Source organism: Cupriavidus sp. 21MJTG02-4 (assembly GCF_057798975.1).
Genome location: NZ_JBYOJP010000006.1, coordinates 271208 through 297698 on the forward strand (window position 1 = coordinate 271208; position 26491 = coordinate 297698).

Genomic DNA, 26491 nt, shown 5'->3' on the forward strand with positions numbered 1-26491 from the left:
ACCACGGCTGAGGTGTGCGGGGGCGCTTCAGCGCGACCTTGCCTGGCGAGCGCAAGAGCCGGCCGATGCTGCGTGTGCTAACGCCCATATGCGGATTGCAACGGCAGGCCCCCGCGCGATACTTTCTCGGGCAGTGCAACCCACTCTATCGCGGCCACGATGAAGAGCCTAGGCTTCCTGGTGAGACCTGGCAAGGTGTCCGAGCTTGCCAGGCCAGCGGCATATCTCGCATTGACGACGATGACGCGCGCGCTGAGCGGCCTGGTCGTCGCCAAGCTGATCTCCGTGGCGACCGGGCCTGCCATGTTCGGGCGCCTGTCCCAGTTGATCATTGCCACCGCCCTTGTCGGCATGTTTTCCGGCGGAGGGATCGGGGCAGCGATCACCAGGACCCTGGCAGCCGAGAAGACCGGTGAAGGCAGGGATGCGTGGCTGCGTGTCGCTCTGAGAATCTACGTCGCTGCAACGCTCGCTCTGGCCGTACTGCTCGGTGGCTACGCGCGCGAACTTGCGATATGGGTCCTTGGTGATCCCGAGTACCAATCGATCTTCGTCATACTGGCGATATCGCAGGCGCTGGTCGGTATCTCGAACATCTTGCAGGCCGTCGCGGCAGCCCGGGGCTCGTACAAGTTCATCTTTCAGGTAAACATCCTCGGGGCCGTGTTCGGCATTGGCCTGATCGTGGGGCTCGTAAGCGGGCTCGGATACGCCGGTGCCGCAATCGGCATCGTTGCCACGCCGGCCATGACCGGACTGTTCGCACTCGCCATGGGACGAGGCGAAGGCGGGATGCCGGCGCGTCTTCTCAAGGATTCCATGAAGGGTTGGATGGCAAGCCGGAAAGCGGCCACGCACCTCCTTTCGTACTCCCTGATCACCCTGGCAGGCGCCGGCAGCCTGTCACTTGCGCAAATGGCGACGCGGGATCTTGTTGGCGCAGCTCTGGGATGGCAGCAGGTTGGCTATTGGCAGGCAGTGTCGAGGATTTCGGATGCCTACATGCAGTTCATCAGCCTGTTCCTGATGAGCTACGGCTTGCCGAGATTGGCGAAGCATGGCTCGCTGGTGCAGGCACGTGGGGACCTGTTCCAGCTATCGACGTTCCTGATCGCGAGCCTCGTGCTCGGCGGAGCGGTATTGTGGCTGTGTCGGGAAAGGATCATTGCTCTGTTGTACTCGGCGCAGTTCGTCGAAGCTTCGTACTACATCCTGCCGCAACTGCTCGGCGATGTATTCAGGACGGTCGCAGTCTGCTTTTCCGTGTCTTTCATGGCGTTGAGGGGGCCACGGATATCGATCTGCTATGAGGCCGCCCAGGGATTCGTGCTTTACCTCATGACCTTCCTGCTGATCCGGCCAGCCGGCATCATGGCGCCTTTATATGCACATTGCACGACGTACCTGATCCTGGCGCTTGTCATGGGGGCCCTGTACCGGGCGCATGAGAAAAGGGGCGTGTAAATGCGGATTCTTATCGTCTGTACCAAGTATTCGCTTGACGCCGACAACCCGTCGATGCTCGACGAGTTGGCACGCGCGCTGGGTGAGCAGGGCCATGCTGTCAGCGTGATGGTCGGCGACTGGTCCGGCGCCATGCGCTGTTCGGCGGAAAACAAGGATTCCAACGGCATCGAGGTATTCATAAAGGGCCCGGTCGAGATGGGGTTCGGTCCGCCTGTCCTGCGCAAGGCGGCGAAATGGTCCTTTACCTCCGCAAGGTTGCTGCGGCGGGCGTTGGAGCTGCGACGCACGTTCGAACCCGACCTCGTCATTGGCTCCTCCCCGGCGGTGACCATGCTGTTGCCGCTATTACTGTTGCGACTGACTTCGACGGCACGCGCCTTCTTCATTCAATGGGATTTCTTCCCAATACATCACGTCGAGATAGGGAAGATCAAGAATCCGGCGATGGCGTGGGTGCTGAAGAAGCTTGAGAACTTCATGATGCGCAGGTTCGAGGTCATCGGTTGCATGTCGCCGATGAATGTGGCTTACCTCCAGCGTCACTACCGGTTGAACGACCAGCAGCGGACCATGGTTCTGCCGATCTGGTCTTCCTTTCCACCGTTCACGCGTGCCGACAGGGCCGAGATGCGGCGCAAATATGCCCTGCCTCTCGACATGCCGCTCTTCGTCTTTGGCGGGCAGCTGAATGTTGGGAGAGGGATCGACGACATACTCGATGTTGCCGAGCAGACCTATCGCCGTGGCGTGCAATGTGGCTTTGTTTTCATAGGCTCCGGCTCCGCCGAAGAAAAAATCAGAAGCTACATAGCCATGAAGCGGGGCAGCGTCTTTCTTCTGGACGGAATTCCTCGAAGCTCATACCTGACCTTCCTGTCCGCTTGCGATGTCGGGATCGTCAGCACGGTCAGGGGGGTCTCGGTGCCAACCTTTCCCTCGAAGACGCTGGACTATCTCCATGCGCGGCTGCCCATACTGGCCTCGGTGGAGGAGTGCACGGATTTTGGTGACTTCATTGCGGGTAATGGACTGGGCGTCTCGGTGCCTGCAGGCAACATTGAGGCGTTCGTCACCGCGGTCGAGACGTTTGCCGGTGACGGAAGCAAGCTCGAATTCCCGGGCGGCGAGACGCTGCGCCAGGCCATCGATCGGTTCTACGTCAGTAACGTAGCAAGCCAGATCGTGAACCAATTCCAGTCTTAGTGCGAGGGCGGGACTGAAATGCGAATGACTTCGACAATCTATGACGCAGGCTTGACCAAACCTGTCTCCCGATGGACCTGGAAGGCTGCGTATGCGCCGGCCAATATCATATTCATCTACGTCCTGTCGACGTTGATACTCTTTGATTTCGGCCCTTTCAACTGGAATATTGGCAACTCCGTCGAACTCCATGTCTTTGTCTTCGCTTCGCTGCTGGCGCTGTACTACGGGTATCACGTCGGGGTTTCTGCTCCGCTGAAGAGAAAAACCGTGGCGCGGCGGGGTGTGAGACGGATCCATGCGTACGGTGCCGTGCTTGGCTCGATTATCGTCATCCCGGTGATCTACACCTATACCGGCAAGATGCCGTGGCAGGTTCTTGAGGTGATTCGCGATCAGAACCAGGCGTATCTGGAGATGGGCGATACGCTGGCTAACCTGCTGGCGGAAGGCTCTGGCGGCAGCCGGCTGATCGTGGCCAGTGTCCGGGGATTGATCGCGCCGCTGTCATTCGCGGTGATTCCCCTGACGATCGTGAACTGGGGGCGATTCACGCGAAGGCAAAGAGCGCTCTCCATCATGTTCATCCTTTCCTGTGTCTTGTTGTCGCTCTTCAGAGGTACCGACAAGGAGATCGGGGAAATCATGATCTCCACGTTTTCCAGCGGCCTCGTGCTGCTGGCGAGAAAGGCGGCAGTGCGTTCCACACGGTTGAAAGGAAAACAGATCGCATGGCTGGTGGTGGCGGCACTCATTGTGGTCTCGGTGGCGGGGACACTGTTTGTTGACCGAAAGCAGGCGCGGCTAGGGGCGGTGGATCGGATATGTGTTGCCGATCTCGGCGACGGTCCGCTGACGTGTTCCGATGTCTCGGGCGGGAGCTACGATTTCGCCGTCTCGATCCTCGCGTCCTATGCCTCGCATGGCTACTACGGCTTGTCCATTGCGTTGAAGAATGATTTCGATTTTTCGTTCGGAATCGGGCACTCGTCCTTTCTGGTGAACCAGTATGGTCTGATCACGAATGATCTTTCGCTATATCGACGGACCTATCTGGCAAAAATGGCGGAATCAGGATGGGACGACAAGGCAGTGTGGTCCACCGTCTTTCCCGAAATTGCGAGCGATGTGAGCTTCTTTGGCGTGCCGATGGTCATGCTGATTTTCGGATATCTATGGGGATCGGCGTGGAAACGGGCTGTCAGGCAGTCGGATGACTATGCCCTGGTTTTCTTCTCCATCATGATGGTGTTCATGTTCTATATCCCGGCGAACAACCAGATCGCCCAGACCGCGGATGGATACTTCTCGTTCTGGGTATGGCTGATGCTGTCTGGCGTCCTGACCAGGTTGAAGTAGGCCGCTCGAATGCCGACGCTGAAATGCAGTGCTTCGCGCGCAAAAAGTGCGACCGAGCAGACATGGGGTGACCGTGATGAAATGTTCCACATTGGCGCGAATGCGCACCAGGCTCCCCGTCATATTCGGCGGAATGATACTGTCGATGACTTGCTGCGATGAAGCTTTCCCAGGGCAGGAGGTTCAGGCAACGGAACCCGCCCCGCAAGCCTTGAACTGCCGGGTTGTCCGTGACCAGTATGAGTGCGATGCAAGCATCGGAACCTATACCGTTGCCGTTCCCCGCGACTTGTATGGCCTCATATTCGTCAACCGGAGTATCCGAGACGCGCAAGTGACATCGATCAAGGCTCATCGTCCTGACATGGTCCGCAACCAGTTCCTTGGCGAGTTCTGTGCCAACCTGGACGATAACAATACCTATTGTCCCGAGGCGTTCTCCAAGCCGGCTTCGGGGGCGGCCTGTGCACGGACTGACACGAATCCGAACGGACTGGCGCGGCCCAGCCAGCCAGCGCTGGTGAACCCGTATGCGGGCGAGGTCGGGTGTGCGCGCAAGTACTCGTACGCCACGGACTTCGAGGAGCTCAGATGGGGAAGCGCCGCATCGGGAATTGGTGTCGCGCTTGCAATCGGCGCCAGGATCTCGATGGGCGGCGCCATCTTTGCCGTGCAGGGTGCAAAAGCGTACAAAGTCAATCAGAACTTCACGTACACCATCAAGATTGAACCGGCCGTCAAGCCGGCCTTCCCGCTCCGGATTCCGCAAGCGGATCTGGACCTGGCTTGCACGCCATCCGGAACTTACTATAGGGAAACCAGGAAGAATAATTCCAGGAACACGTGGAGGGTGGTTTCGGCGGCCATTTATGGTGGGACTGGCATCGGCACGGAATCTCTGGATGGAGCGGTTCGCGTCAGTATTCGCAACGCGAAGACCGGCTCCGTTCTCAAGGGATGGTATGAAAAGGCCGGTTCAAAGGTCGATCCGGAAACGGGAATGAAACTACCCATCATCCTTTCGAAAGGCGGATACGCCGACGTTGAGCCGGGTGCCGCCGTCGAGATCCCGCCAGGTCATGAAATTGAAGTCACGGTCCTCAACAAGTGCGCGCCGGCCGCGGGAAGGTGGGGCTACGCCACCTGGCTCAACTACATCGAACAATGATGGGTCGCCGGAGGCAGGGCGGCCTTGCGTCGGCATGCCCCCGCGCCATCAGGTTCCCGATTGCGTGGGAGACTGTGAAGAAGACTGCCCGGAGGAGACCGGTTGGTCCCGTTCCCGGTGCGGCGTGCTCTTCTTGAAAGACCCCGCGGCGCAAGCCTGTTCAAGCAGTGACGCCAGCTTGGCGACGCCGACCTTGATCGACAGCGTTTCCTCGTAGTAGGTCCGTCCACGCTTTCCCATTGCAATCAGTTCGTCTTGCTGCATGGACGCCAGCCTGACCGCGGCATTGGCGATGGAAGCAGAATCTTCAGGTTCGGCAAATACCCCGGCATTCGCCTGCTTCACGAGGTCGGCCGCATCGCCGCGCACAGCCATCAGTATCGGCTTGCCGCTGAAGAGGTAGGCCTGGGTCTTGGACGGTACGGTAATGGAGAAGAGCGGATCATCGCGCAGATGGACCAGCAGCGCGTCCGCCGCCTGCAGGATGCCACCGACCTCGGTAATCGGCATCCTCGGCACGAACATGACGGCGTCGCCAAGCTCCTGCGCCCGCGCCATCGCCTGGAGGTGGGAAACCTGTACCCCGTCGCCGACGAAGACGAACTGGATGCGAGGATCGCAGGCGTGTGCATCGCGTGCGGCGATCAGTACGGCATCCAGTGCCTGTGCGGATCCCATGTTGCCGGCGAAGACAATATTGAAGCGTCCCTCCATGCCGGCGGGCAAGGCGGATTTGGGGCCTGCCACTGTCAACGCCGCCTCGTCGCACCAGTTGTAGACCATGTGCAGCTTTTCGCGTGGAACACCACGATCCAGCAAGAGTTCCTCGAATCCCGGCGACTGCGCGACGATGGCCGCGGCGCGCCGATAAACCACCCGGCACGCCTTGGCGACGATCCCCAGCGCATACCGGTTCGAAACCATCCCCGTCGACTTGAGCGTATCGGGCCAGAGGTCCTGGATGTCGTAGACGAATGGCATTCGGTGCACGAGACCGATGACCGCGGCAGCCATACCGACTGTAAGAGGGGGATGGTAGACGTAGGCAACGTCCGCATTTCCCCGCTTCAGGCTGCCGTAGACTGCGGCGGCTGCCGCAAAGCTGAGATAGTTGAGTATGCGCCCGATGGCCGACCGGCTGTGGCTGGGGAACAGCGGCACCCGCGTGACCCGGATACCGTCGATGATGTCCGTGCGAAGCGGCCTGAGCGGGTAGCCCGGATAGAACACGCCGCCCGGATAGTTCGGGAATCCTGTCAGCACTTCCACCTCATGTCCCATTGCCTTCAGTTCCCGGGCAAACAGCAGCCCTTTGAGCATCGGCTCCGGTTCGAACCATTGAGTAATGATCAGTACGCGCACGTTGGTCACCTGCCGTCTATTGCTTCCACACAGTCCGCATGACGTAGTCCGTGTAGCTGTGAATGATTCGGAGGACCTTGTCGGATACATTGGCGGGACCGTAGTCGCCGACCGGCTGCAGCATGCGCTTGGGTCCTCTTGGCTGATTTTCAAGCAGCGCAAGGCCCTGGAACATGCGCTCCGTACTGAGGCCGGCCATCATCACGGCGGCTTCTTCCATGCCTTCCGGACGTTCATGCGCTTCACGGATGTTCAGCGCGGGGAAGTTGAGGATCGAAGATTCCTCGGTAATCGTTCCGCTATCCGACAATACGGCGCGGGCGTCCATCTGCAAGCGCACGTAGTCGGTAAAGCCCATTGGCTTGAGAAGCTGGACGCATGGATGGAAGGAAGTGCCAAGGGCGTCTATCCGCTTTTGGGTCCGCGGGTGAGTCGAAACGATGATCGGCAGATCGTAGGATTCGGCCAGGGCATTCAGCATGGCCACCAGCCGCGGGAAATTCACGTCGGAGTCGATGTTTTCTTCGCGATGCGCGCTGATGACGAAGAACTGATGGGTCTTCAACTCGAGCCGATCCAGTACCTCGGAGCCGTCAATGCGGGCCCGATGGTAGTCGAGCACCTCCCGCATCGGGCTGCCGGTCTTGATCACCAGGTCGGGCGGCAAGCCTTCGCGCAGCAGGTACTCGCGGGCGATCGTGCTGTAGGTGAGATTGACGTCGGCGGTATGGTCGACAATCCGGCGGTTGATCTCTTCCGGTACGCGCTGGTCGAAGCAGCGGTTGCCGGCCTCCATGTGGAAAACCGGGATCTTCCGTCGCTTCGCCGGCAGGGCGGCCATGCAGCTGTTGGTGTCGCCCAGTATCAGCACGGCGTCGGGCCTGTTCTTCTCGAGCACGAGATCGGTCTGGATGATGACATTGCCGATCGTTGCACTGCCCGATCCACCCGCGGCGTTCAGGAATGCATCCGGCGGCCGGATGCCCAGGTCAGTGAAAAAAATCTCATTGAGTTCGTAGTCGTAGTTCTGTCCGGTATGGACCAGGACATGCTCGGTGTGCTTGTCGAGCTTCGCCATCACGCGCGACAGCCGGATGATCTCCGGACGTGTGCCCACTACGGTCATCACCTTCAGTCGCTTCATGTCAGACCTTATGGCTGATGGTGTCGGGACGTTCGCGGTCGAACGACTCGTTGGCCCAAAGCATGACCACCAGGTCTTCGGTGCCGACGTTCGTGATGTCGTGCGCCCAGCCAGGAACCGTTTCGACGATGACAGGATGTTCACCGGATGTGCTGACCTCGTGAACTTCGTTCGAGACGATATGCCTGAACCCGAAGCGCGCCTCGCCCTTCAGTACCAGAAATTTCTCCGTCTTGGTGTGGTGGTAATGGCCCCCGCGCGTGACACCGGGCTTCGCGGTGAAGAACGAGAACTGCCCGCAATCGGGCGTCTTGAGGACTTCAGCGAAGGCGCCCCGCGGATCCTTGTACGCCGGAATCTCGTAAGCGAAGCGGTCGGGAGGCAGACTGCTCATGTAGGTCGCATACAGGGCGCGGGTCAGGCCCGCGCCGACCCGGTCGGTCACCAGCGTGCCGCGACTCTCGCGGAAACCGCGGATCAGGTCCGCCAGCTCGCCGACGCTGATGGTGTATCGCGGCGTCACCTCTGGCGTCTCCTTGCCATCGCCCTTCCGGTCCATCACCTCGATGAATGTCCGCACGACATCATCGATATACACGAGCGTGATGACATGCGCCGGGTCCACGATGCGGATAGGGAGGTCGCGTGCAATGTTGTGGCAGAACGTGGCGACCGCCGAGTTGTAGTCAGGGCGGCACCATTTGCCAAAGACATTGGGCAGCCGCAGGATGCTGACACTCGCGCCACTGGCCGCGCTGTATCCGTGCAGGACTTCTTCTGCGGCGCATTTGCTCTGGCCATAGGGATTGGCAAGCGCAGCCTGGCTGGAGGATGTGTACAGGACCGGGATTGCCTTGCCTGTGCCCTTCAGCACCTCGCACAGGTCCCGGGTCAGGTCGACGTTGCCGCGCCAGAACTCCGTTTCGTCGGGCGGCCGGTTGATCCCCGCGAGATGGAACACGAAGTCGAGGCTGCCGGCATGGTCCGAGAGGCCGGAGACCGACATGTCCCGCGTGAATGGAACGACTTCAATGTCGGTACGCTCGCGCAGCGCGGCAACCAGGTTCTTTCCAATGAAACCGTTTGCCCCGGTGACAAGGACTTTCATGCCGCCTCCACGAGTTGCGGAGTCTGGCTCGCCAAGGTACGGCGGATGCTGCCAAGCTGAAGCAGCATGTTGCACATGCCGTCGACGTCCAGCTGCTCGGTATTGTGGGAGTTATAGTCGTCGCTGTGCGAGATGCGCCGCTCGCCCTGTTCGACATACTTCTCATAGTTCAGGTTGCGCATGTCCGGCGGGATGCGGAAGTAGCGCCCCTGATCCACCGAACAGGCCATTTCCTCGCGGCTCAGCAGCGTTTCGAACAGCTTCTCGCCGTGACGCGTGCCAATGACATGGACCGGATGCGACGGCTTGTTGAAGAGTCGCAGCATGGCCTGCGCCAGCGTGGCGATCGTCGCAGCGGGCGCTTTCTGGACGAAGATGTCGCCATTGGTGCCATGTTCGAAGGCATGCAGGACCAGGTCTACGGCGCCTTCGAGCGTCATCATGAAACGCGTCATGGCGGTGTCCGTCACCGTCAGCGGATTGCCCGACATCAGCTGATCGAGGAACAAGGGGATGACGGAGCCGCGCGAGCCCATCACGTTGCCATACCGCGTTCCGCAGACCACGATCCGCCTGCCATCAAGGTTTCTGGAGGTTGCCACCATCACCTTCTCCATCATCGCCTTGGAGATCCCCATGGCGTTGATGGGATATACCGCCTTGTCGGTGCTCAGGCAGACGACCCGCTTGGCGCCGCAGTCCACTGCGGCGTGGATGACGTTTTCCGTGCCGAGGATATTCGTCTTGACCGCTTCGAGCGGGTGGAACTCGCAGGACGGCACTTGCTTGAGGGCTGCGGCATGGAACACGAAGTCGACGCCCTTCATGGCACCGGCAATGCTCCGGTAGTCTCGCACGTCGCCGAGATAGAACTTGAGCTTGGGATCCTGGTATTGCTTCCGAAGATCGTCCTGCTTTTTCTCGTCCCGACTGAAGATCCGGATCTCGCGAATGTCGGAATCAAGAAAGCGCTCAAGCACGGCATTGCCGAATGATCCCGTGCCGCCCGTAATGAGTAGTACGCCGCCAGAAAACATGTTTCCCCCCGTTACTCTGCGTCCGCTGACCGCGGCCGCCTTCGATCGAGACAGCCGTGCTCGTGGTAATGCAAGGCGAGATGCCAAGGTGTCGGGACTGCCGCGCACAGACATCCGTGCAGCGCGATGGTGGTCCTGAGCGTATTCGATCCTCCACGGAAAGAAGTATCGTGCGTGGTGGTGTGATTGCAATGCGACAACGTGGGTGAACGAACGCTGACTCGGCTTGCGCAGACCATGTCGCCAGTCCAGGCGTGCTGAGACCTTCGCGAGGAAGCGTGATGCGGGTTCACGCCAGTAGCCTCAGTTTGGCTCGCCGGATCTCGACAACGCCGCGTGTTTCAGTTCCTTCGCCACTTCGGCGGACCGCAACCTGCCAGGCGCGCTTGCACGAAGCGGCAACGGGACGTGTTGCGCGCCCTCCTGCCGCGTCGTGGACGCCTGGCGGTGCGGCGAGTCCAGCGAGCTGTAAGGGGCGTATTCCGGCACCAGGCTCTGCAAGGCGATCTGGATCTCCAGCTGGTCGCGTGTATCGCACGCCGAGAGCAGGCGATCGAGCTTGCCGCGCAGCTCGGCTTCCTCGAGAAAGGGTTCGTTCGAGCACAGAATGCGTTCGTGGCCGCTCGGTGTCACCTCGCCACCAATCAGGAGTTCTTCAAACAGCTTTTCTCCAGGCCGCAGGCCTACCACCTTGATCTCGATATCACCCGCCGGATTCTTGCGCGTCTTCTCCACCAACCCGGACATTTCTATCATCGTCCGTGCGAGGTCCATGATGCGGATTGGCTTGCCCATGTCGAGAACGAAGACCTCACCTCCCTTTGCCATCGCACCGGCCTGGATCACCAGTTGCGCCGCCTCGGGGATCAGCATGAAGAACCGGATGACATCGGGATGCGTGATGGTGATCGGCCCCCCTTCGCGAATCTGCCTGCGGAACAGGGGCACCACCGAACCCGAGGAGCCCAGCACGTTGCCGAAGCGCACCATCGAGAACACCGTGCGCGTGCTGGCCCGCGCGGCCGCGGCCTGGAAGGCGAGTTCGGCGACACGCTTGCTGGCGCCCATCACGTTGGTCGGCCGTACCGCCTTGTCCGTGGAGATCAGCACGCAGGTCTGGACGCCGAAGTGGTCGGCCAGGTTGGCGACTGTGCACGACCCCAGCACATTGTTTCGAATGCCTTCGGACATGTTCCCTTCCACGAGCGGCACATGCTTGTATGCCGCTGCGTGGTAGATGGTGTCGACCTCTTGTCCGCGCAGCGCGGTGGAGACGGCAGCGGCATCGCAGACCGAACCGATACGTGCGGTGATCTGCAAGTCAGGGTAGCGCTGGCGCAATTCCTGTTCGATGGCATAGAGCGCATATTCCGAATGATCGAACAGGATTAGCCGCTGCGGTCCCTGCGAGGCAACCTGGCGGCAAAGCTCCTTGCCGATGGAGCCGCCGGCACCCGTCACCATGACAGTCTTTCGTTGCGTACACTTCGCAAACAGGTCTTCGCGCGGTGGCACCACGTCTCGTCCCAGCAAGTCTTCGACTTCGACGTTGCGGATCGACTGCACCGTGATCTTCCTGTCGACCAGCTCGAGCAGCGATGGCACGGTCCGCACGCTGACTGAATAGCGGTGCAGCCGGTCGATCAGCTGCCGGCGGCGTTCGCTCGACAACGACGGCACGGCCAATACGACTTCCTGGATGGCGTGCTCGGAGATCCGGTTGCGCATCTGGCCGCTGTGGTAGACGGGCAGATCCGCAAAGATGCTTCGGCTGAGCGTCATGTCATCGTCGAAGAAGCAGACGGCCTTGTGGCTCTGACTTGCGCGCATGGCAATGGCCAGCTGGAAGCCGGCTTCACCGGCACCGAAGATGCCAACGCGCAGGGTAGCGGGTCCATTCTCGACGCGTTGCTTCTGTTGCGTGCGCGTCAGCAGCGCGCGCGCGACAAAGCGCGAGATCACGACATACGCAAACGCGATGAACCAGTAGATCAGCAGCCCGGTGCGCGGCAAGCGGTCGAGATGCACGAGGAACGAGAGCGCGTAGGTCAGGCCCACCAGGCAGGCCAGGCTCGCGCCGGTGGTCCACAACACCCGCAGGTCGAAGTATCTGACCACGGTGCGATACAGCCCGCTCAGCGAGAAGACGGGAATCGTGCAGGCCGCAATGATCAGCGGCGGCGTGACGCCATACTGGACGACCAGTTCAAAGGTGCCGGCGCGAAGGAACAAGGCAAAGGCAAAGCACATGGGGAGTGCCACCAGATCCGCCGAAAGCATGAGCGCCACTTTGCGCCGTCTCGGAAGGGCGATCAGCCAGCGCGAGATCAGGTTGGTCATGTGTGGGCCCCGGAATGCATCATCGAGGGTCGAGGCATTGCTGCATCCAGACCTGGTTCCTGACAACAAGGTGTGGTGAACACGAAAGATTGCGCACAGTTCAGCATTGTCTTAAGGCTTGTTCTGATGGAAGGGTCCTGGTGGGTAGCCTGTGCTTCCCGCCATCGGCTCCCGCTTTGCCTTTGCAGCCCCGCTGCGCGCCCCCGATGCTTGGACGCACATCCCGATGGAAGTCATTATTGCTATCGCTACTTGGCGTGCAACGGGCCAACGTGCGCTCGCGTACCAACGGTGGCAGCGCGCAAGGCGCGTCGCGCGGGCCTGGTCATCCCAGGGATCGGCCGAGTGATCTAAGCCTTATGGCGACCTTTGCTTGACGACACAAGTTTGATTAGATGAATGCAAGAGAAAGGTGCTTGACGGCCGTCCCGCGTCCCGATTCCGAAGATCACTGCCGCGGGTGATTGGCGGTCGCCGGCCAATTCTGTCGCCGATCCTGCTTCGCTACATGCAGTCTCTTCAACGCTTGATGCCAGAGGTAGCCCCCCGATGCTAGATACCCAGTTCTCGCCATGGCCCAGCTTCACGCCCGAAGAGATCGCCGCCGTGCAGCAGGTGCTCCAGTCCAATCGGGTGAACTACTGGACCGGAACGCAAAGCCGCGAATTCGAGAGGGAGTTCGCGCATTGGTGTGGCGTGCCCCACGCGGTGGCCCTGGCCAACGGTACGCTGGCACTGGACGTTGCGCTTCGGGCGTTGGGCATCGGACCGGGCGATGAAGTCATCGTCACGCCGCGCACCTTCATGGCGAGCGTGTCCTGCGTGGTCAATGCAGGCGCGATTCCGGTGTTCGCGGATGTCTGTGTCGACAGCGGCAACCTCACCGCCGCGACCATCGAGGCCGTGTTGACGCCTCGCACCCGCGCTGTGATCTGCGTTCACCTCGCAGGCTATCCCTGCGAGATGGACCCGATCATGGACCTGGCCGACGCCCATGGTGTCAAGGTGATCGAGGATTGCGCACAGGCTCACGGGGCGCGCTATCGTGGGCGCGCGGTCGGGACCATCGGCGAGATCGGCGCATGGTCGTTCTGCCAGGACAAGATCATGACGACCGGCGGTGAAGGGGGCATGGTGACGACCAGCAGCGCTGAACTGTGGTCCAGCATGTGGTCATACAAGGACCATGGCAAAAGCTGGGACGCCGTCTATCAGCGCGAGCATCCTCCGGGTTTCCGCTGGCTTCACGAGACCTTTGGCACGAACTGGCGCATGCTCGAGATGCAGGCCGCGATTGGTCGCGTGCAACTCGCGTCGATGCCCGACTGGACGCGGCGGCGCAGCCGGCACGCAATGCTGCTTGCCGAAGCGCTTCAGGACCTGGACGCGATACGGGTTCCGCGGCCGCCGGCGCACGGCGAGCATGCCTGGTACAAGTTCTACGCCTTTGTGCGGCCGGAAGCCCTGCGAAGTGACTGGAACCGCGATCGCATCATGTCGGAGATCATCGCCAGGGGCGTGCCCTGCTACACCGGCACATGCTCGGAGGTGTATCTGGAAAAGGCTTTCGACAATACCGGCTGGCGGCCAGCGCGTCGCTTGCCCGTCGCCCGGCAACTCGGCGAGACCAGCCTGATGCTGCTGGTCCATCCCACGCTGACCGACGCCGAGATCGCGAAGACGGCGGAAGTTGTGCGGGACGTTGTGATCTGCGCCACGCGGCCCGTCGAAGCGACGGTGGCGTGACGGTTCGAGCCGGCTGGCCGGGCTGGCGACGTATTGCGTGAGGAGACTGGAGAATGATCGGAAGCGGCGGCCCTCGGGCTCTGTGAGCCAACACAATCGATTCCTCGACGGGACATGGCAACGCATAACGTTGACAGCCAATGCCCGCGTGCCGGTGCATCGAAGCATTCGTCTCCACCGAGCTTGTTTGCGATTTGATGGTGCGGGGTGCAGGGAGAAAGACATGATTCGAGTCAAGTTCCTGGGGCCTTCTGCCTCCGACTGGGCGGCGGTGCTCGAGCGATGTCAACACGATTGCTACCATCTTCCTGGCTGGATGCGGGCCGCAGAATTTGGTGACAGTGGCAAGGCGCGTGCGATTTACGCGACCGACGGCGAGCAAGAACTTCTCGTGCCGATCATCCGCAGGCACGTGGACACAGAATGCTGGGACGCGGTATCGCCTTACGGATATGGCGGGCCAATCGTCAGCCACGGCGTTCCCCGCGGTTTCATCGACGCGGCATTGAGCGCCATTGTCGAGCGGCTGCGCGAGACCGGGTGCGTCTCATGGTTCATTCGATTACATCCGCTGCTGAATTCTGACTGGCAAAGCTCTGTCGGGGAGGTTGTGGAGCAAGGCATGACGGTGTCCGTCGACCTGACCAAGAGCGAGGCGCAGCACTGGAGCGAGACCCGTCGCAGTCATCGACAGAACATTGTCCAGGCGGTTGAGGCCGGCGTCACCGTTCGTATCGACCGGGATGTCGACGCGCTGCCGACCTTCGTCCGTCTCTACAACCAGACGATGCGCCGCCTGGACGCTGCACCGAGCTATTGTTTTGACGAGCGCTATTACGAGGTATTGGTGGCGGAGGCCGGTGCCAACCTGAGGCTCTTCCTGGCGGAGGAGGCGGGGGAGATCATCGGCGCCACCCTGTTCTCGGTGGCATGGGGAGCAGGCATCATGCAAGCCCATCTCTTCGGGATGGATCAGCACTATCTGCACCGCCATCCGTGCAAGGTCATTATCCAGGCGGCGCGCAACTGGGGGCGCGAGCGAGGCTTGAGGCGCCTTCACCTGGGCGGGGGCGTTGGAGGATCGCGCTCCGATTCGCTGTTCAACTTCAAGAAGGGCTTTTCTCCGGACACTCATGTTTTCCGCACCCAGCGCGTGATTGTCGATCCGCGACGATACGTGGCGCTTTGCGATGGCGATGCGTCGACCCTGGCCGATGTGAGCGGGTATTTCCCTGCATACCGACGGCATATCGCCACCGCGGCAGGCGGTGTCGCAGACGACCTCCGCGCGGCCGAAACTTGTTCCCCCCGCTAGTCAGGTAGCGGTTCCGCGAAGCCGTGCCTTATCGGTGAACCCGGAGTCGTCGTCGCCACATTCACGCAGCAGCCGGCGGAAATGGCCGAGCGTTCGCCAGGCCATCGCGGCGCCCTGGAAGCCGTCCGTGCGTACACGCCTGTACAGGATCTCGCCCCACGCCATGGGCAGGAAGGCCAGCGCCGTCAGCGGGCGATGCTGCAGGCGCCGGTAACCCCGAAACATTGCATAGAATCGCGAGGCATCGTCGAGCAGGGCTTCGTCGGGAGTCTGGGCCGCGGCGCGATGACGATGGATCCGGTTCACCGCACTAGGCACCAATTCAATCCGATGCCCCCGCGCATGGACCGCATGATCGACCAGCTCCACCGTGTCATAGCCACACGAGAGCTGTTCATTGAAGCGCCCCCGCTCGAACAGCCGTCGCGGGAACACCGCGCAATGGAGCAGCACCGACCGCGGCCGTTCGCCACATCGGTACTCAGGCGACGGATAGCCGAGGAATGAAGCCTTGCAGGGCCTGCAGCAGCGACCGTCCCGCATCTCCATGCCGGTCAGGATCAACGGCGCTACCGCTTCTCCAACCTGCGCGCGGTGGATATAGTCATCGGCGATCCGCTCCGCCATCTGCTGCAGGAAGGTCTCGCCCAGCAGCGTCGTGTCGTCGATGAACAGCACGTGCGAGCCGGTCGCGACGCGCACGAGCCGGTTGCGGTTTGCCGCAGGCGTGCGCCTTGGCCCTTCGAGATACGGGATCGCGGGATACTCCTCGCGCATCATCTGCCGCGTGTCGTAGTTGCTGCTGTCGTCAGACACCAGGATCTCGTGCGGCGGCATGGTCGATGCGAGGACCGAGCGCAAGGTTTGGCGCAGGCCGTCCGGATTGTCGCGCGTGCAGATGCACACGGAAAACGTGGGCAGGAAAGTGCTGGCAGGCATGGCTGACCCCTTCAATCCCCGGCTTGGCCCGGGGCGGCGCCGGCCCGCTTGTCTCGCGGGTCTCGGCGTCGGTGCTGGCGTTCAGAGCGTCGGGCTCGCGGCCTCGTAGACGGCCGCTTCGCTGTGGCGCGCGATCACGGGGCGCATGCTGCTGTCCCGCGTCACGCGCTCGTCGCCGCTCACCCATTCGAGCGTGGCGCCACGCTGCAAGGCGGCGTAGACCGCTTCGCCCTTGTTGCGAACCTTGAGGCGCTGGTAGAGCGTGCAGGCATGGCTCTTCACCGTGGCCACGGAGATGTTCAGCATGCGGCTGACGGTCTTGATCGGATAGCCGCGCGCCAGCAGCACCAGCACCTCGTACTGGCGCGGCGTGATCTTGAGCATCTCGGCTTCGTCGTAGCTCGGCTCGGCCTCGGCCAGCGGTTCTTCGGCCGGGCGCGCGCTGCCCGACAACGGCAGGCCGGGCTTGAGTCCGGTGAGGTCGCGCACGGCAACGCTGCTGCGCATGCCGCTGCGCGGCGCGCTGGCGCACGTGGCCAGTGAAAGCTGTTCGGGCAACGCCGTGGCCGGCAGCGGCGTGGCGGACGCCAGCGATTGCGCGACCGGCAGGGCCGGGCGCGATGCCGATGGCAGGGTACCGGTCTCGGCGCTGAACAGCAGGCCTTGCACGGCGGAAACCGCAAGCCGGATGGCGGCCTCGATGACCGCCAGCGATGCCGATTTGGGCAGGCACCCGCAGACACCGCGCGCGCTTTCGGCGTCGGGCATGTGCAGTGGCAACTGATCGGCGAGGATCAGGATGCGCTGGGGCGAAAGGAGTTCGCGAGCGACCTGCAGTTGCGCCCATCCGCTGCGGATGTCGGTGGGCATGCCGAAGACCAGCAGGTCTGCGTTGTGGGGCACATGGTCGTGTCTTCCGAGCTCGTCAGGCGCGAGCGCCGCAACGTGACCCGAATCCTGGATGTTCTCGAGCATCTGCAGCAGCCCGAGACGGAGCAAGGGATGCTCCTCGATCAGCAAGGCGTTCATTTGTTTCACTCCCCGTTACTCGGGAGGGAATGCGGGCGCTTTGCGTATGGGAGACATGGCGCGGCAAGCGGGCGCGCGCTGCGTTCCGCTGACTGCCTTGACCCCCGTGTTTCCATGTCCGGCCTGTTCCCTTTTCTGCTCGGAACTTGTCGGCGGCTGGAAGATGACCCGAACCCAAACCCGAAAATTACTCACTCCTAAATCGGCTTAAAACCATCTTATGGGGTGGTGGTATGGATTGCAAGCGGCGCTAATTGGCGCGGGGTGAAGGCGTAATGAAGCGAGCTTCATAATACCCGCCGAAAATCCCCCCAAATGGTGGGGCCATGTTGTGAGAGCGCCATGCCGGCGCCCGCGCGCAAGCGTATCAGATCTGAGACATCGCTTTGCCGGATGGTTACAGGCCTGCAACAGATTGGATTATTCGAAGGCCTGCCGTGCCTGATATATAACCCCTTCGGGGGGATAAAAGAAAATCAAGGGTTATTTAGTGACGCAATTATGAGACGACCCGAATTACCCGTGTTTACCCATCTCTGCGTCGTTTGGTGCGCATGCCTGCGCACGCGATCTAGTGCTTCTGGATGAGAGCGGACTGCCACCTCGGGATGAGGCCGGAGCAGCGTGCGGCGCAGCCGCTCCGTGGCCTTGCCACCAACCTGTCGCGCCAGGTCGGGCGGCCAGGCTGGGGCCGCCGGCGCGTCCTCAACGCGACCAGTAGCCGGGGCGCATGACCCAGCCGTGCGGGCCTTGCACCCAGCGGTCCGGCACGTAGCGTTGGCCGGGTCGTTGCGCCTGCCAGTAGCCGCCGCGCCAGTCGTAGTGTCCGCCGCGGGACACCCAGTGGCCTGGCACCCAGGCCTGGCCGGGGCGTGCCGGAGGGCGGGCTTCGTAGCGCGGCGCGGGCGGCGGATGGCCATAGGCGCGGAAGCCGTCATGGGCTTGCGCGGGGCTGAGCAGGCCGAAGGTGCCTCCGGCGGCGAGGACGGCTGCGGCGAGAAGGATCTGGCGTTTCATCGTGGTTCTCCTGGTATCGGGTGGACGGACCGGGCGGCAGGGATCAGTAGCGGTCGTGGTAGTAGTGGTAGCGGGGCGGCGGGCCGCCGCGCGGCGGTACCACGATGCAGGCGGAAAGCAGGGCTGCGGTGGTGGACAGCAGCACGGCCAGGCAGAGGGCGCGTTTCATGGGGGGCTCCGGATCGTTCGCGTTGAACACGGCTTCAATGTAGCGACGCGGCCCCGCGCCGGGTGCTTGCACTTGTAAGTCTGTCTCACATGACGCATGCGTGGCGCGGCGGCCAGGGCCGCTCGGTGGCATCGCCTGCAAAGCCTTGTGGCACAAGGTCCTGGCGCAAGCCTGCAGGCGCCGCCCGAGTGCCTGCCGTGTCGGGGCAAGGGGTAATGTGGCGTTACATCGGAAATAAATCTTGCAAAGGATTCGGCGTGCGCGGCCTCGCGGCATGGCCGGCGCGCTGCCCGGGCGGCAGCGCAGTCTTACGCAGAATCGGGTACGCCCGCGCGTTTGCGCTGCCATCCGGCACCGGGCCCGATCGGGCCGATGTCAGCGCGGTCATCGAGCGGGCGATGGCGCGCCGAGCGGAAAGCTGAAGCGCGCGATCGGATTCGGGAAGGCCGGCTACGCCGGTTGGGGAGCGGCGCCGGCCATGGACCGGGCGTAGCGCGCCGGGTCCAGGCGCATGGTGAGTGCCGCCACGAACGCCACGCAGCCAAGGTGGTACCACCACCCGGTCACGAAATCGCCGGTGTGCGAATGCAGGGCCGCGGTGATCCACGGCGCCAGCGAGGCCAGCAGGAAGCCGCCACCCTGCATCAGCGCGCTCAGCGCGCCAGCGCCGTCGGGGTCGGGCAGGTGGTCAAGGGCGACCACCAGGTACAGGGCGAAGCAACCGCCCAATCCCGCACCGCCGATGGCAGCCCAGGCATAGGGCGACCATTCGGGCCACAGCGCCAGGCCGGAAAATCCCACGGCCTGCATGGCCAGGGCCGCGGCCATCCACAAGCGGCGGTCCTGCCGGCTGGCGGCGAGCGTGGGCAGCAGCAGCGCGGCGGCGGCCTGGGCCACCGCCATCACGGCCACCAGGCTGCCGCTGCGCGCCACGCTCCAGCCATGCTGCTGGTAGAACGGCGCCAGCCACGCCACGAGCGAGGCATAGCCGCCGTTCATCGCGCCGAAGCAGGCCATCAGCATCCATGTGCGGCGGCGGCGCAGCAACTGGCTGGCCGGCCGGTGCGCGGCGCGGGCAGCGGATGCGGCTGCCCCTGGGGCCGGCAGGGCCCGCCAGGCCAGGACAAATGCCGCCACGGTGGGCAGCGCCCACCAGGCCAGGCCTTGCTGCCACGCGCCGGACAGGTCCGAGATCAGCGGGGCAAGCTGCGCGCCCAGCGCGCCACCGCCCATCAGCGCGGCCGAATACAAACCCATGACCGGGGCCACGCGCCGCGGGAATTCCTGCTTGATGATGCCCGGGAAGGCGGCCTGCACCACGGCCACGCCAAGCCCGCACAGGGCCGCGGTGGCCACCAGGATCGCGCCATCGGTCGCGAGCGCGCGCAGCGCCGATCCCAGGCACAGCATGGCCAGCGCGGCCAGCACCGCGCGGCGTGCGCCAAGCCGCTGGCGGATGGCCGGCGCGGCAAACGCCCCGGCACCCATCAGCAGCATGGGCAGCAGCGTCAGCCACGCCATGCCTTCGTAATCCAGCCCGGTGCCGGCGCGAATGGCCGCGGCCAGCGGCCCGACAGCCGTCAGGAACGGCCGCAGGTTCAGGCCGATCGCCACGACCGTGGCCAGGATCAGCCAGCGCGGCGGTGCGCGGTGCGAGACGTCGAACGACATGTCTTCAGGCGCGCGGCGCACGCGAGCCGTAGAGCTGCACGGCGGCGATGTCCACCGGCACCCGCTGCAACGGCAGCGGCGGCGGCACCAGGGGCAGGCGCAGCGCCTGGTAGGCGGCTTCGCTGGACAGGCCGTAGGGCGCGGCGTCGTTGTTGTCGAAGGCGTAATAGACCGCCTGCACGCCGGCCATGGTCATCGCGGCCAGGCACATCGGGCACGGATGTCCGCTGGCATAGACCACGCTGCCGCGCAGGTCGGGCCGGCCGAGCTTGCGGGCGGCGGCGCGCAGCGCTTCCATCTCGGCATGCGTGGTCGGGTCGTGGCTGTGGACGATGTCGTTGACGCCGGTCGCCACGACTTCGCCGTCGATCGCCAGCAGCGCGCCGAAGGGACGGCCGCCGCGGTTGCGGTTGATCAGCGCGAGGTCGACGGCCTCGCGCATGAGTTGTTCGTGGGTTGCCATAGCGTAGGTAAAGTAAGCGCCGGCTCACTGTACGTGCCGTCAACGCGGCCTGCGGGGAGGGGGCGCAAATGGGGGAGAGCCGCCAATCTACGCCGTGGCTTGGCAATTGGGAAATTAAATGATGAAATCCCCGGCAGTGGAAAACCCAATACCTGACTGCCGTGCATGACGCCCGCCTCGATCCCGCGCTGTTGCAGAGCTTTGTCGCCGTGGCCGAGAGCGGAAGCTTCACGCGCGCGGCGCAGCGCGTTCACCTGACCCAGTCGACCGTCAGCCAGCAGGTGCGCAGGCTGGAGGAGCAGCTGGGCTGCCCGCTGCTGGACCGGGGTGGCCGCTATGTCACGACCACGCCCGAAGGCGAGCGCCTGCTGGGCTACGCGCGACGCCTGCAGCAGCTGATGGCCGAAGCCGTGGAGCAGGTGCGACAGACGTCAGGCCAGGGCGAGATCCGGCTGGGGGTGCCGGAGGATTTCGCGGCGCAGCCGCTGACGGCGACGCTGGCGGGGTTTGCGGATACCTGGCCGGGGATCCGGCTGGAGGTCACCAGCGGTCTCAGCCACGATCTCTGGCAGCGCTTTCAGGACGGCGAACTGGACCTGGCACTGGTCAAGCAGCGCGTGGGCCATGCCGCCGGCATGGCTTGCTGGCCCGAGCCGCTGGCGTGGATCGACAGCCGCACGCGACCGGCCGTGGCGCGCGACCCGGTGCCGCTGGTGGCATTCCCGAGCGGCGGCCTCTACCGGGGCGAGATGACGCACGCGCTCGACGCCAGCGGGCGGCGCTGGCGCATCGGCTTCGTCAGCGCCAGCCTGGCCAGCATCAGCGCTGCCGTGGCCGACGGGCTGGGCATCAGCCTGCTGCCGCGCCGGCTCGCAGCGGCGCCGCATCGGCTGCTCGACGATCAGCCGTGGCTCGGCGCCGTGCCGGCCATCGAACTGACGCTGCACGCCCAGCCGGAGCCCTCCGCCGCCGCGCGCGACATGATGGAGCGGCTGGTCGCGCTGTGCGACCAGGCCATGGGCGCGAGCGCGGCGCCGCTCAGCTGAAGAACTCGCGGAAGTATCCGGTGCAGGTGCCGGTCTGGCGGAAGGTGTAAGGCAGTTCGACCATGGCGGCGGCGTCGAGCGAACCGAACGGGATGTCCGGCTCGTTGTCCGGGCGGGCGATGTCTTGTTCCTTGCTGTCAGGGTGCGGCGAAGTCATGTCAGGCTCACTGGTGGCGATGAGTTTGGCGGGGTTGCCGCCTGACCCACATCCTAGCGGGCTTGCCCTCGGCGATCAGCCTGCCGCAGTGCAACACACTGTTTCCGTGTTGCGTCCAATGCGCGGCAGCCATGGCAGCGGGGCGCGACGCCGGGGACAGACTATAGTGGCTTAGGGGTTCGGTCCTGCCCCATGTGTCGAATTCGCCGACCACGCCGACACGCCCATATGCCGACAGCCGGCCACCCTGCAGGAGCGCGCCATGCCATTGCCGCCGTGCTTTGCCGACCGACGTGAGGCCGGCCTGTACCTTGGGCGCCGCCTGGCCGAACTCGGTGTGGGCCAGCCGCGCGACGGCGTGCCCGCGCTGGTGCTGGCGCTGCCGCGCGGCGGCGTGCCGGTGGCGTTCGAGGCCGCGCGCGCCATCGGCGCGCGGCTGGACGTGCTGCTGGTGCGCAAGATCGGCGCGCCGGGCTATCCCGAACTGGCGCTCGGCGCCGTCGTGGAGGGCGATGCCGGACGGGATCCGCATACCGTCGTCAATGACGATCCGTGGGTGCGGCGCACGGTCGAAAGCGGGACCTTCGCCGCCGAACGGGGGCGACAGATCGACGAGATCGTGCGGCGCCAGCAGCGCTACCGTAACGGCGCGCCGCTGCCGCGCCTGGCGGGGCGCACGTTGATCGTGGTCGACGATGGCGTGGCGACCGGCGCCACCATGCGCGCCGCGCTCGAGGGCCTGCGCATGGCAGGCGCCGCGCAAGTGATCGCTGCCGTGCCGGTGGGGGCCGCGGAAGGGCTGGCCAGCCTGGAAGCCGCCGCCGACCAGGTGATCTGCCTGAACACGCCGGCCAACTTCGGTTCGGTGGGCGCGTTCTACCTCGACTTCACCCAGACCAGCGACGAAGAAGCCCTGGCGCTGCTGAGAGAGGCAGCCAACTGGCCGCCGCAGGGCCCGGCGCAGGGCCCGACATAGGCGCCGGGCCGGTCGTCAGGCGCGCGCCAGCCTGGCCTGCAGATGCGGGATCAGCCCGCCCGCACTCAGGATCTCGCGCAGGAATGCCGGCACCGGTTCGCAGGCGACGGTGGTGCCGTCGTCCATCTGCAGCACCGCGTTCTCCAGGTCGACCCGGGCCGGCGCGCCATCCGCCAGCCGGCTGGTGTCCGGGCAGACCAGTACCGGCAGGCCGAGATTGATGGCATTGCGGTAGAACAGGCCGCCAAACGATGGCGCCACCACGGCTTGCACGCCCAGCTGGCGCAGCGCCTGCGGCGCCTGCTCGCGCGACGAGCCGATGCCGAAGTTGGCGCCCGCTACCACCACGTCGCCGGCGCGTACCTGGCCGGGGAACTCCGGACGCAGGCTTTCGAGGCAATGCGAGGCCAGGACCTCCGGCGCGGCCTTCATCCATACCGCCGGGGCCATGGCGTCGGTATCGATGTCGTCGCCAAAGCGCCAGATGCGTCCGGCGCGCGCGGGGAGGGAAGGCTTCATGCGGAAAACGGGGTTCAGAGCAGGGTACGGGGATCGGTGATGCGCCCCGTCACGGCGCTGGCCGCCACCGTCAGCGGCGAGGCCAGCCAGACGGCGCTGCCGGCATCGCCCATGCGCCCGGAAAAATTGCGCGCGGTCGAGGCAATGGCGCGGCTGCCGGCGGGAAAGCGCGCGGCGCCATAGCCGGCACAGGCACCGCAGGCATTGGGCAGCAGTTCGGCGCCCGCTTCGGCCAGGATGGCGAGGATGCCCTCGCGTTCCGCCTGCTGCTGGTCGCGCACCGAGGCGGGCGCCACTTGCAGGCTGACGCCGGGCGCGACACGCCGGCCCCGCAGCACCTGCGCCGCCATGCGCAGGTCGTCCAGCTTGGCGCCGGTGCAGGCGCCAAGGTAGGCAATCTGCACGGCTTCGCCGGCCGCCTGCTCCACTGGCGCGCTGTTGGCCGGCGAATGGGGCGCGGCCACCTGCGGCACCAGGGCGCCGGCATCGAAGACATGGGTGGCCAACAGCGGCGCGCCGGCATCGGTGCGCCACCAGGCCAGGTCGATCCCGGCCAGCGTCGACGCCGGCACGCCCGCCGCCGACAGCCAATCCAGCGTGGTGGCGTCGGGCGCGACCAGGCCGGTCTGCGCGCCAAGCTCGGCGCTCATATTGGCCAGCGTCATGCGTTCCTGCATGGAAAGGGCCGCCACCGCGCTGCCGGCGTACTCGACGGCTTCATAGCGGCCGCCGCCCAAGCCCAGGCGCGCGCACAGGAACAGCATCATGTCCTTGGCGCAGACGCCAGGCGCCAGCGCGCCGTTCCATTGCAGCCGGATGGTCTGCGGCACGCGCAGCCAGATTTCGCCGGTGGCCAGCACGCCGGCCATCTCGGTGGCGCCCACGCCGAACATGTAGGCGCCGAACGCGCCGCCGGTCGGGCTGTGGCTGTCGCCGCCGACGATCAGCCGGCCGGGCAGCACATGGCCGTGCTCGGGCAGCACCACGTGGCAGATGCCCTCGCCGTCGATCAGGTGCGCGCCGCTGCGGCGTGTCCAGTCGCGGGTGAAGTGCAGGATCGCTTCGGCCGAGGGGTCGCCGGCCGGCACGAAATGGTCGGTCACGACCACGTAGCGCGAGGGGTCCCACACGGTGGCGCCCAGCGTCTCCAGCAGCGGCGCGACACGGCGCGGCCCGCTGGAATCGTGCGACATCGCCAGGTCGACCCGGCACATCGCCAGCGCACCCGGCTCGACATGCGCCTGCCCCGCCGCGCGTGCCACCAGCTTCTGGGCCAGCGTTGCCGGACGGGCGGGCGCCGAGGCTGCGGCCAGGTTCATTCCGAGGTGGCCCCCGAGTACTTCACCACGGCGGCCCAGCGCTTCACGTCCTGCTTCACGAACGCGGCGAACGATTCCGGCGTGGTGCCGAGCGGCTGCGCGCCGTCCGCTTCCAGGCGCTTGCGTACCGCCGGCGCCTCCAGGCCCTTGTGGGCCGCCTGGTAAAGGGCCTGGGTCACGTCTGCCGGCAACCCGGCCGGTCCGAACAGGCCGAACCAGGCGCTGGATTCAAAGCCCTTGACGGCGGCGCCGATCGGCGCGGCACCCGGGAACTGCGGCAGCGGCGCGGGGCTGGTCACGCCCAGTACCTTGAGCTTGCCCGCGCGCACGTGCGGCAGGACATTGAGCGTGCTCGCGAACATCAGGTCGCACTGCCCGGCGAGCAGGTCCGTGATGGCCGGCGCGGTGCCCTTGTACGGAATGTTCACGATGTACGTATGGGTCATCATCTTGAACATGTCGCCGGCCAGGTGCACCGACGAACCGACCGAGCCGATGGCGAAGTTCAGCTTGCCGGGCTGTGCGCGCGCCAGCTGGATCAGTTCGGGGACGTTGTTGGCGGGCAGCTTTGGATTCGCCACCAGCACGCTGGGCACCGTCGCCACCAGCGTGATCGGCGTGAAGTCCTGCAGCGGATCGAACGGCAGCTTCTTGTAGAGCGTCGCGTTGATGGTATGGCTGGTGAAGCTCATCAGCAGCGTGGACCCGTCGGGCGCGCTCTTGGCGACCAGGTCCGCGGCGATGTTGCCGCCCGCGCCGGGGCGGTTCTCGACCACCACCGGCTGGCCCAGTTGCTGCGACATTTCCTGCGCGATGCTGCGCGCCAGCGTGTCCGTGGTGCCGCCGGCCGGGGCCCCGACCAGGATGCGGATGGCCTTGCCGCCGGCGATCTGCGCATCCGCCGCCATCGGGACCGCGCACAGCGCCAGCACGCAGGCGCCTGCGGCGGCACGAAGCCGGGTGGCGAGTGAACGTCTGGGGATAGACGTGCGCGGACGGAACGACGGCATGACGGCTGCTCCTTGCGAAAAGTGACAAAGTGATCACGAATGCGCATTATCGCCCGGGACCGCACTCGCGTGGGGCGGTCCCGATGGCGTGGCAGGGCGTTGAGGTGCCTGCCGTGGCCTGGCGCGCGGTGTCAGTCGCGCAGGCCGGGGCGGGTTTCGTTTTCCACCCAGACGTTGGTGCTGTCCTCACCGGCCGGCGACAGTTCCATGCGGTACTCGTAGCGATCCGGCCGGTACTGGCCCAGCAGGAACTGGACCGGACGGCCATCGGCGTCCTTGACCACGCGGCGGACCGCCAGCAAGGCGCCGCCGACCGGCACCTCGAGCAGCGGGGCGACCACCACGTCGGCGAGCCGCGCCGACAGGACCTGGCTGGCGCGGCCAAGCCGCACGCCGCTGCTTTCGAGCAGGCGCAGCACCGGCTGCTCCTCGAGCGCCTTGCGCGTGAGCGGTCGGCCCAGTTCGGCGGGCAGGTAGACCGTGATATGCGAGAGCGGCCGGTTGCGGTAGTGCCGCACGCGAATGATCTTCACCACCGGATCGCCCGGCGAGAGGTCGAGCGCCTCGGCCACTTCCGGCGTGGCGTGGACCTCGTCTATCGAGATCACCTTCACCGCCGTCTTCTGGCCCATGTCGATGATGTTGTCGAGCAGGCTGGCGCTGCGCTCCTCGGTCGTCGAGACCGGCCTGACCGGATGCGGGTTGACGAAGGTGCCCAGCCCGCGGTGCCGGCGCACCAGTCCTTCCTGGACCAGCCGGTCGAACACCCGCCGCATGGTCACGCGCGACGCGTGGAACTGTTTGGCCAGGTCAATTTCGCCCGGCAGCGGTCCCTGGCCGAAGCGGCCTTCGACAATCTGCTGGCGCAGTACCACGTAAATCTGGTGATACAAGGGGACGACGGCTTCGCTCATGGTTTCGCTTGCG

24 protein-coding genes are annotated in these 26491 nt (G+C 64.7%); 8 read left to right on the forward strand and 16 right to left on the reverse strand.

Annotation, left to right across the window (positions count from 1 at the left end):
- Nucleotides 1–195: 195 nt before the first annotated feature.
- The 4 genes from AC3FKH_RS14950 (at nucleotide 196) to AC3FKH_RS14965 (ending at nucleotide 5197) form a co-directional block, all read left to right on the forward strand.
- Nucleotides 196–1464, forward strand: a complete 1269-nt coding sequence (locus AC3FKH_RS14950) for an oligosaccharide flippase family protein (RefSeq protein WP_488676661.1) — start codon at nucleotides 196–198, stop codon at nucleotides 1462–1464.
- Complete coding sequence (locus AC3FKH_RS14955; protein WP_488676662.1) at nucleotides 1465–2670, forward strand: glycosyltransferase family 4 protein; 1206 nt, start codon at nucleotides 1465–1467, stop codon at nucleotides 2668–2670.
- A gap of 24 nt (nucleotides 2671–2694) precedes the next feature.
- Nucleotides 2695–4029 carry a hypothetical protein gene (locus AC3FKH_RS14960; protein WP_488676663.1) on the forward strand — a complete coding sequence of 445 codons (1335 nt, stop codon included), beginning with the start codon at nucleotides 2695–2697 and terminating at the stop codon, nucleotides 4027–4029.
- A gap of 334 nt (nucleotides 4030–4363) precedes the next feature.
- The gene (locus AC3FKH_RS14965) at nucleotides 4364–5197 is read left to right on the forward strand and encodes a hypothetical protein (RefSeq protein WP_488676664.1); all 834 of its coding nucleotides are present in this window, start codon (nucleotides 4364–4366) and stop codon (nucleotides 5195–5197) included.
- Nucleotides 5198–5245: 48 nt separating this feature from the next.
- On the opposite strand, the gene AC3FKH_RS14970 is transcribed toward AC3FKH_RS14965, so the two are convergent.
- The 5 genes from AC3FKH_RS14970 to AC3FKH_RS14990 all read right to left on the reverse strand — a co-directional run bounded on the left by AC3FKH_RS14970 (nucleotide 5246) and on the right by AC3FKH_RS14990 (nucleotide 12188).
- On the reverse strand, nucleotides 5246–6559 hold the full coding sequence (locus AC3FKH_RS14970; RefSeq protein WP_488676665.1) for a glycosyltransferase family 4 protein: 1314 nt from the start codon (nucleotides 6557–6559) through the stop codon (nucleotides 5246–5248).
- A 16-nt stretch (nucleotides 6560–6575) separates the two neighbouring features.
- Nucleotides 6576–7703 carry a non-hydrolyzing UDP-N-acetylglucosamine 2-epimerase gene (gene wecB, locus AC3FKH_RS14975; protein ID WP_488676795.1) on the reverse strand — a complete coding sequence of 376 codons (1128 nt, stop codon included), beginning with the start codon at nucleotides 7701–7703 and terminating at the stop codon, nucleotides 6576–6578.
- A 1-nt stretch (nucleotide 7704) separates the two neighbouring features.
- On the reverse strand, nucleotides 7705–8811 hold the full coding sequence (wbjC, locus tag AC3FKH_RS14980; RefSeq protein ID WP_488676666.1) for a UDP-2-acetamido-2,6-beta-L-arabino-hexul-4-ose reductase: 1107 nt from the start codon (nucleotides 8809–8811) through the stop codon (nucleotides 7705–7707).
- Nucleotides 8808–9848 (reverse strand): polysaccharide biosynthesis protein, encoded by a 1041-nt coding sequence (locus AC3FKH_RS14985; RefSeq protein ID WP_488676796.1) that lies wholly within the window; start codon nucleotides 9846–9848, stop codon nucleotides 8808–8810. The genes wbjC and AC3FKH_RS14985 overlap by 4 nt, the downstream gene beginning before the upstream one ends.
- A 303-nt stretch (nucleotides 9849–10151) precedes the next feature.
- On the reverse strand, nucleotides 10152–12188 hold the full coding sequence (locus AC3FKH_RS14990; protein WP_488676667.1) for a polysaccharide biosynthesis protein: 2037 nt from the start codon (nucleotides 12186–12188) through the stop codon (nucleotides 10152–10154).
- 549 nt (nucleotides 12189–12737) lie between these two features.
- Between AC3FKH_RS14990 and AC3FKH_RS14995 the strand changes: the two genes are divergently transcribed.
- On the forward strand, nucleotides 12738–13934 hold the full coding sequence (locus AC3FKH_RS14995; protein ID WP_488676668.1) for a DegT/DnrJ/EryC1/StrS family aminotransferase: 1197 nt from the start codon (nucleotides 12738–12740) through the stop codon (nucleotides 13932–13934).
- Between the two features lie 223 nt (nucleotides 13935–14157).
- Nucleotides 14158–15249 (forward strand): GNAT family N-acetyltransferase, encoded by a 1092-nt coding sequence (locus tag AC3FKH_RS15000; RefSeq protein ID WP_488676669.1) that lies wholly within the window; start codon nucleotides 14158–14160, stop codon nucleotides 15247–15249.
- On the opposite strand, the gene AC3FKH_RS15005 is transcribed toward AC3FKH_RS15000, so the two are convergent.
- The 6 genes from AC3FKH_RS15005 to AC3FKH_RS15030 all read right to left on the reverse strand — a co-directional run bounded on the left by AC3FKH_RS15005 (nucleotide 15250) and on the right by AC3FKH_RS15030 (nucleotide 20537).
- The gene (locus AC3FKH_RS15005; protein WP_488676670.1) at nucleotides 15250–16188 is read right to left on the reverse strand and encodes a glycosyltransferase family 2 protein; all 939 of its coding nucleotides are present in this window, start codon (nucleotides 16186–16188) and stop codon (nucleotides 15250–15252) included.
- Nucleotides 16189–16269: 81 nt separating this feature from the next.
- Complete coding sequence (locus AC3FKH_RS15010; RefSeq protein ID WP_488676671.1) at nucleotides 16270–17217, reverse strand: response regulator transcription factor; 948 nt, start codon at nucleotides 17215–17217, stop codon at nucleotides 16270–16272.
- Between the two features lie 705 nt (nucleotides 17218–17922).
- Nucleotides 17923–18234 carry a hypothetical protein gene (locus tag AC3FKH_RS15015; protein WP_483712778.1) on the reverse strand — a complete coding sequence of 104 codons (312 nt, stop codon included), beginning with the start codon at nucleotides 18232–18234 and terminating at the stop codon, nucleotides 17923–17925.
- Nucleotides 18235–18277: 43 nt separating this feature from the next.
- Nucleotides 18278–18403, reverse strand: coding sequence for a hypothetical protein (locus tag AC3FKH_RS15020; protein ID WP_041680323.1), 126 nt, complete (start codon nucleotides 18401–18403; stop codon nucleotides 18278–18280).
- A gap of 450 nt (nucleotides 18404–18853) precedes the next feature.
- On the reverse strand, nucleotides 18854–20074 hold the full coding sequence (locus AC3FKH_RS15025) for a cyanate transporter (RefSeq protein ID WP_488676672.1): 1221 nt from the start codon (nucleotides 20072–20074) through the stop codon (nucleotides 18854–18856).
- Nucleotides 20075–20078: 4 nt separating this feature from the next.
- Entirely contained in the window at nucleotides 20079–20537 is a 459-nt protein-coding gene (locus tag AC3FKH_RS15030) for a nucleoside deaminase (RefSeq protein WP_488676673.1), read from the reverse strand.
- 161 nt (nucleotides 20538–20698) lie between these two features.
- Here AC3FKH_RS15030 and AC3FKH_RS15035 point away from each other — a divergent pair, with 161 nt between their 5' ends.
- The gene (locus AC3FKH_RS15035) at nucleotides 20699–21583 is read left to right on the forward strand and encodes a LysR family transcriptional regulator (RefSeq protein WP_488676674.1); all 885 of its coding nucleotides are present in this window, start codon (nucleotides 20699–20701) and stop codon (nucleotides 21581–21583) included.
- Here AC3FKH_RS15035 and AC3FKH_RS15040 read toward each other — a convergent pair.
- Nucleotides 21576–21740 carry a hypothetical protein gene (locus AC3FKH_RS15040; protein WP_488676675.1) on the reverse strand — a complete coding sequence of 55 codons (165 nt, stop codon included), beginning with the start codon at nucleotides 21738–21740 and terminating at the stop codon, nucleotides 21576–21578. The genes AC3FKH_RS15035 and AC3FKH_RS15040 overlap by 8 nt on opposite strands.
- A 262-nt stretch (nucleotides 21741–22002) precedes the next feature.
- Here AC3FKH_RS15040 and AC3FKH_RS15045 point away from each other — a divergent pair, with 262 nt between their 5' ends.
- Complete coding sequence (locus tag AC3FKH_RS15045; protein WP_483712773.1) at nucleotides 22003–22716, forward strand: phosphoribosyltransferase; 714 nt, start codon at nucleotides 22003–22005, stop codon at nucleotides 22714–22716.
- A gap of 15 nt (nucleotides 22717–22731) precedes the next feature.
- Here the strand turns inward: AC3FKH_RS15045 and AC3FKH_RS15050 are convergent, their stop codons facing one another.
- The 4 genes from AC3FKH_RS15050 to AC3FKH_RS15065 all read right to left on the reverse strand — a co-directional run bounded on the left by AC3FKH_RS15050 (nucleotide 22732) and on the right by AC3FKH_RS15065 (nucleotide 26478).
- Nucleotides 22732–23235 (reverse strand): LeuD/DmdB family oxidoreductase small subunit, encoded by a 504-nt coding sequence (locus AC3FKH_RS15050; RefSeq protein WP_488676676.1) that lies wholly within the window; start codon nucleotides 23233–23235, stop codon nucleotides 22732–22734.
- 14 nt (nucleotides 23236–23249) lie between these two features.
- Nucleotides 23250–24554, reverse strand: a complete 1305-nt coding sequence (locus tag AC3FKH_RS15055) for a 3-isopropylmalate dehydratase large subunit (protein WP_488676677.1) — start codon at nucleotides 24552–24554, stop codon at nucleotides 23250–23252.
- Nucleotides 24551–25564: a tripartite tricarboxylate transporter substrate binding protein gene (locus tag AC3FKH_RS15060; RefSeq protein ID WP_488676678.1), complete on the reverse strand. Its 1014-nt coding sequence runs from the start codon at nucleotides 25562–25564 to the stop codon at nucleotides 24551–24553. The genes AC3FKH_RS15055 and AC3FKH_RS15060 overlap by 4 nt, the downstream gene beginning before the upstream one ends.
- Before the next feature lie 131 nt (nucleotides 25565–25695).
- The gene (locus AC3FKH_RS15065) at nucleotides 25696–26478 is read right to left on the reverse strand and encodes a GntR family transcriptional regulator (protein WP_483712766.1); all 783 of its coding nucleotides are present in this window, start codon (nucleotides 26476–26478) and stop codon (nucleotides 25696–25698) included.
- Nucleotides 26479–26491 lie beyond the last annotated feature (13 nt).

Excerpts from the sequence above, each read along its gene's own strand:
- AC3FKH_RS14955 (WP_488676662.1), top strand. The coding sequence starts at position 1,465 with ATGCGGATTCTTATCGTCTGTACCAAGTATTCGCTTGACGCCGACAAC.
- AC3FKH_RS14960 (WP_488676663.1), top strand. The coding sequence starts at position 2,695 with ATGACTTCGACAATCTATGACGCAGGCTTGACCAAACCTGTCTCCCGA.
- wecB (WP_488676795.1), bottom strand. The coding sequence starts at position 7,703 with ATGAAGCGACTGAAGGTGATGACCGTAGTGGGCACACGTCCGGAGATC.
- wbjC (WP_488676666.1), bottom strand. The coding sequence starts at position 8,811 with ATGAAAGTCCTTGTCACCGGGGCAAACGGTTTCATTGGAAAGAACCTG.
- AC3FKH_RS14985 (WP_488676796.1), bottom strand. The coding sequence starts at position 9,848 with ATGTTTTCTGGCGGCGTACTACTCATTACGGGCGGCACGGGATCATTC.
- AC3FKH_RS14990 (WP_488676667.1), bottom strand. The coding sequence starts at position 12,188 with ATGACCAACCTGATCTCGCGCTGGCTGATCGCCCTTCCGAGACGGCGC.
- AC3FKH_RS14995 (WP_488676668.1), top strand. The coding sequence starts at position 12,738 with ATGCTAGATACCCAGTTCTCGCCATGGCCCAGCTTCACGCCCGAAGAG.
- AC3FKH_RS15000 (WP_488676669.1), top strand. The coding sequence starts at position 14,158 with ATGATTCGAGTCAAGTTCCTGGGGCCTTCTGCCTCCGACTGGGCGGCG.
- AC3FKH_RS15005 (WP_488676670.1), bottom strand. The coding sequence starts at position 16,188 with ATGCCTGCCAGCACTTTCCTGCCCACGTTTTCCGTGTGCATCTGCACG.
- AC3FKH_RS15010 (WP_488676671.1), bottom strand. The coding sequence starts at position 17,217 with ATGAACGCCTTGCTGATCGAGGAGCATCCCTTGCTCCGTCTCGGGCTG.
- AC3FKH_RS15015 (WP_483712778.1), bottom strand. The coding sequence starts at position 18,234 with ATGAAACGCCAGATCCTTCTCGCCGCAGCCGTCCTCGCCGCCGGAGGC.
- AC3FKH_RS15020 (WP_041680323.1), bottom strand. The coding sequence starts at position 18,403 with ATGAAACGCGCCCTCTGCCTGGCCGTGCTGCTGTCCACCACCGCAGCC.
- AC3FKH_RS15025 (WP_488676672.1), bottom strand. The coding sequence starts at position 20,074 with ATGTCGTTCGACGTCTCGCACCGCGCACCGCCGCGCTGGCTGATCCTG.
- AC3FKH_RS15030 (WP_488676673.1), bottom strand. The coding sequence starts at position 20,537 with ATGGCAACCCACGAACAACTCATGCGCGAGGCCGTCGACCTCGCGCTG.
- AC3FKH_RS15040 (WP_488676675.1), bottom strand. The coding sequence starts at position 21,740 with ATGACTTCGCCGCACCCTGACAGCAAGGAACAAGACATCGCCCGCCCG.
- AC3FKH_RS15045 (WP_483712773.1), top strand. The coding sequence starts at position 22,003 with ATGCCATTGCCGCCGTGCTTTGCCGACCGACGTGAGGCCGGCCTGTAC.
- AC3FKH_RS15050 (WP_488676676.1), bottom strand. The coding sequence starts at position 23,235 with ATGAAGCCTTCCCTCCCCGCGCGCGCCGGACGCATCTGGCGCTTTGGC.
- AC3FKH_RS15055 (WP_488676677.1), bottom strand. The coding sequence starts at position 24,554 with ATGAACCTGGCCGCAGCCTCGGCGCCCGCCCGTCCGGCAACGCTGGCC.
- AC3FKH_RS15060 (WP_488676678.1), bottom strand. The coding sequence starts at position 25,564 with ATGCCGTCGTTCCGTCCGCGCACGTCTATCCCCAGACGTTCACTCGCC.
- AC3FKH_RS15065 (WP_483712766.1), bottom strand. The coding sequence starts at position 26,478 with ATGAGCGAAGCCGTCGTCCCCTTGTATCACCAGATTTACGTGGTACTG.